The sequence below is a fragment of the Acetatifactor sp. genome, assembly GCF_982438285.1.
The window spans coordinates 1-3,630 of the sequence record NZ_CEWDFQ010000314.1; the positions used below are offsets into that span (position 1 = coordinate 1).

Here is a 3,630-nt window from a genome sequence, read left to right on the forward strand (position 1 = left end):
TCACAATATTAATCAAGGTTCCTGCCACAACATAAAAAATAGTATTGGCATAGCCAACCCATATCCGGGCATTGGAAAACACTCTCTGGTAAGCTTCCACAGAAAATCCCAGCGGCTTCAATAAAATGCCGGAATGTCCCAAAAGCAAGGATGCTTTGCTGAAAGAAGCACATATCACATACCAGAAAGGATAAAGACATATAATCATCATAACTATCATAAAACATACATTAAAAAAATCAAAGATTCTTCCGCCCAGACCGTACTTTTTTATTCTTTTTCCAATCCTCATTTTTCTCCTCCTACCACAGACTGGTTTCGCTGACTTTTTTACTAATTTTGTTTGCCAGGATTACCAGCATAAAATTAATCAGCGAGTTAAATAAATCCACCGCTGCTGAAAAGGAGTACTGCCGATTCACCAGCCCCATCCGGTAAACATAAGTGGAAATCACATCCGCAGTCTCATAAATTCCCTCATTATAAAGCAGAATTATCTTTTCGTATCCTATGCTCATCACCTGTCCCAGGCGCATAATCAACATAATGATTACTGTTGGCATAATACAGGGAAGCGTAATATGAATGGTCTGCTTCCACCGATTAGCTCCGTCTATCTGGGCAGCCTCATACAATTCCGTATCCACTGCGGTCAGTGCGGCCAGATACACAATAGAGCCCCAGCCTACTCCCTGCCATATATCACTGATCACATAGACAGGAAGAAAATTTTCCGGTGAGCTCAGAAGATTCCTTCCATCATATCCGAACAAATTCACCAGAATCTGGGTAATAAAGCCCTCGGGCTTTACAAACTCCCGGATCATGGAACAGATTACTACCATGGAAACAAAATGAGGCATATATGTAATCGTCTGCGTCAGTCTGGAAAATCGCCTGCTTTTAAGCTCATTCATCAAAAGTGCCAGAATAATGGGCGCAGGAAATCCAAAAATAATCGTTGTAACACTGATACGCAGCGTATTGATTAAGAGACGTTTAAAATAAATGCTTTGAAAAAAAGTGATGAAATGCTGCAGTCCCACCCATTCGCTGCCCAGTATTCCCCGTCTTGGGCTGTAATCCATAAATGCGATAATCAGACCATACATAGGCTTATAATGAAACAGCAAATAATAAAGAAGCACTGGCAGCACCAGAAAATACAGCTCCTTCTGCTTTTTTACTTTTTTAATCGTTCCTCCGGGAACCCTTCTCTTGATTTGTTTATTTGCGCGCATTCTGTCCCTCTTTCTCCCATCAGGGTAAAAAACGGCGGCCGACTTCTGCTGCCAGACCGGTCGCCGCACAAATTACCTTTCGTTATATCTGTCAAGAGCCGCCTGATAGATTTCAATCATTTCGCTCATTCCAATGCTGTCAAGCTGTTCCACATAGCTGTCCCATTCTGCCTCGATATCCAGCACCCCTGTAAAGAATTTTGCCGTATTCTCCGAGACAAAGGTATTCACCTGAGCGGTGAGAATGCTATATTGCATACTTTCCTCTTCCGAAAGCGTGATGGGGGGAACCAGAGTTTTTTGACTTTCATTTCCGTCATTCCAGTCAAGCAAAGCCTGCTTCTGTTCTTCAGTCTGATAATACTGGAAAATATAGTTTGCATCCTGCACAAAGGGTCCGCACCCATTTGCCAGACCGTGATAGGTCATAGCTGTGGATACACTCCATCCGTTGGGATTGTGCATGATCTCATCCGTATAGGTGGGAACACCGTCCACCATAGTGTAGGCCTCTCCCTCCTTGCCATAATTGATCATATAGTGCCCTGCCTGACTATAACAGTAGTTCAGGAATTTTGCCGCAAGCTCTGGATTTTCACAGTCCGCTGTGATTACTGCAGAAGCATTGCTGGTGGTTGCGTAATCATAGGAGCCTCCTCCATAGAGCACTGTATCCGAGCGCTCCATCACAGGGAAGGAAGCCGTAGCCATCTCAAAATCTGGATTGTAGGCCTCCGGAGCCGCCGCAACACTCTCAATCATCGTTCCCAGAAGGCTGCCCCCTGCGCCGATAGTCACCGCCGCCTGATCGTTCAGTATATAGCTCATCACCGTATTCTTGTCACAGGTCAAAATATCTGCGTCCAAAAGTCCCTTATCCACCCAGTCATTTACTTTCAGCATCAGCTCTTTAAAGGCTTCCTCCGTATATCCGTTATGGATGGTTCCCGTTTCATCGTCCACATACATACCTGCACGGATGCCATAAGCACTTCCCATAAAGCGGAGCAGATATTCCATGGACTGCATTACCATAGGCTTTTCGATCCCATACTCCTTAAGTGCCGTCAACGCCTGCTCCCAGTCGTCCAAGGTCTCCAAAGGTCCTGTATAGCCTGCCTTTTCCAATAAATCTGCCCGGTACATGGGGCCAGTGGTGCACTGCAGGTACTTATCTCCCCTGATAAAGGGAAAGCAATAGTAATGACCTTCATCATTTTTTACCTCCCGGTCCACAGCAGGATTGTCCTGAAGGTACTGCCACAGATCCGCCGCCGCTCCGTCCGGCTGGATATACTCATCCAGCAGTGTCAAAACCCCTTCCGCCTCTGCTGCGGCTGGTCCGCCTGTATAGTTGGTAGTCCACTCCCATACAATGATATCCGGCAGAGAACCGCTGGCAATCATGGTGGAAAATTCTTCACTGGAGCTTCCCTCTGTAGGCTGTATAAACTCTACCTGAATTCCTGTCATTTCCTGCCAATTCTTCGCCCAGGCGGTTTCATTGGCAGAGGCCGCCGCATCGCTGGCCCAATATTCCATCCAGACAGTGAGTGTCTGATCCGTATCCTCTACTGGATAGCTCACATAATTACTTCTTGGATTTGTCAGCGCATCCCCTTCCTCTTTATTCAAAGGCTCCAGTAATTCATAAGAAGCCGTCTGGCCCGTTTCCGGCTCTTGTACCGTATCGTTATTGTCTTTGCTGCCTTCAACTGTCTCCGCCACCATTTCCGTCCCTGAGTTTCCGGTACTCCCACAGCCGCTCAGCACTCCGGCAATGCCCATAGACAGCATCAGTATGACAGCAATGATCTTCTTTTTCATTCTGTTCACCCTCCATTTGATTGTGTTTGCTGCGCAGCTTTTGTTTTTTGTACATGCCCATCATAACAGCATTTTTCCAAAAACATCAAGTGACAATCCTTATCTTAGGCTGTGACAAAATGATCTCTGACCTATGACAAAATTTACAGGGAGAATGACAAATTATTTTTCTCTACTCATGGCATTTGCCCGCTTTCTTTCCACTGGCTGGGCGTCATACCCTCGCTTTGTTTAAAACATCTCAAGAAAGTCCTGACACTTCCAAAGCCTGCCATCTGTGCCACATCATTCAGGCCTTTGTCCGATGTCTGCATAATCTCTTTTGCTCGAAGAATACGCAGTGCCGAAATATAGGACGGAAGCTTTTGTCCCCGTATTCTGCGGAAGGTTTTTGACATTTCTACCGAGGACAGATGAAAGTGTTCTGCTATGGAGGTAACTCCCAGAGTGCAGTCGGTCAAATGCTGGACAATGTATTGCTCTATTCTCTGGCACATTTCCTCCTCATTTTGAAAATCCTTATCCCGGTCCTCCTTTAGAATTTCACATATTCGGTCAAATC

At 45.7% G+C, this 3,630-nt stretch carries 3 protein-coding genes and 1 pseudogene; all 4 read right to left on the bottom strand.

Annotated elements, in window-relative coordinates; translation table 11 throughout:
• Window positions 1-292, bottom strand: a pseudogene (locus AC1WIP_RS13050) (carbohydrate ABC transporter permease); the annotation flags it as partial.
• Window positions 293-302: 10 nt separating this feature from the next.
• On the bottom strand, window positions 303-1,241 hold the full coding sequence (locus AC1WIP_RS13055; protein ID WP_481142236.1) for an ABC transporter permease: 939 nt from the start codon (window positions 1,239-1,241) through the stop codon (window positions 303-305).
• Window positions 1,242-1,313: 72 nt separating this feature from the next.
• On the bottom strand, window positions 1,314-3,068 hold the full coding sequence (locus tag AC1WIP_RS13060; RefSeq protein WP_481142237.1) for an extracellular solute-binding protein: 1,755 nt from the start codon (window positions 3,066-3,068) through the stop codon (window positions 1,314-1,316).
• Window positions 3,069-3,244: 176 nt separating this feature from the next.
• A partial coding sequence (locus AC1WIP_RS13065) for a helix-turn-helix transcriptional regulator (RefSeq protein WP_481142238.1) occupies window positions 3,245-3,630 on the bottom strand: 386 nt, incomplete at its 5' end.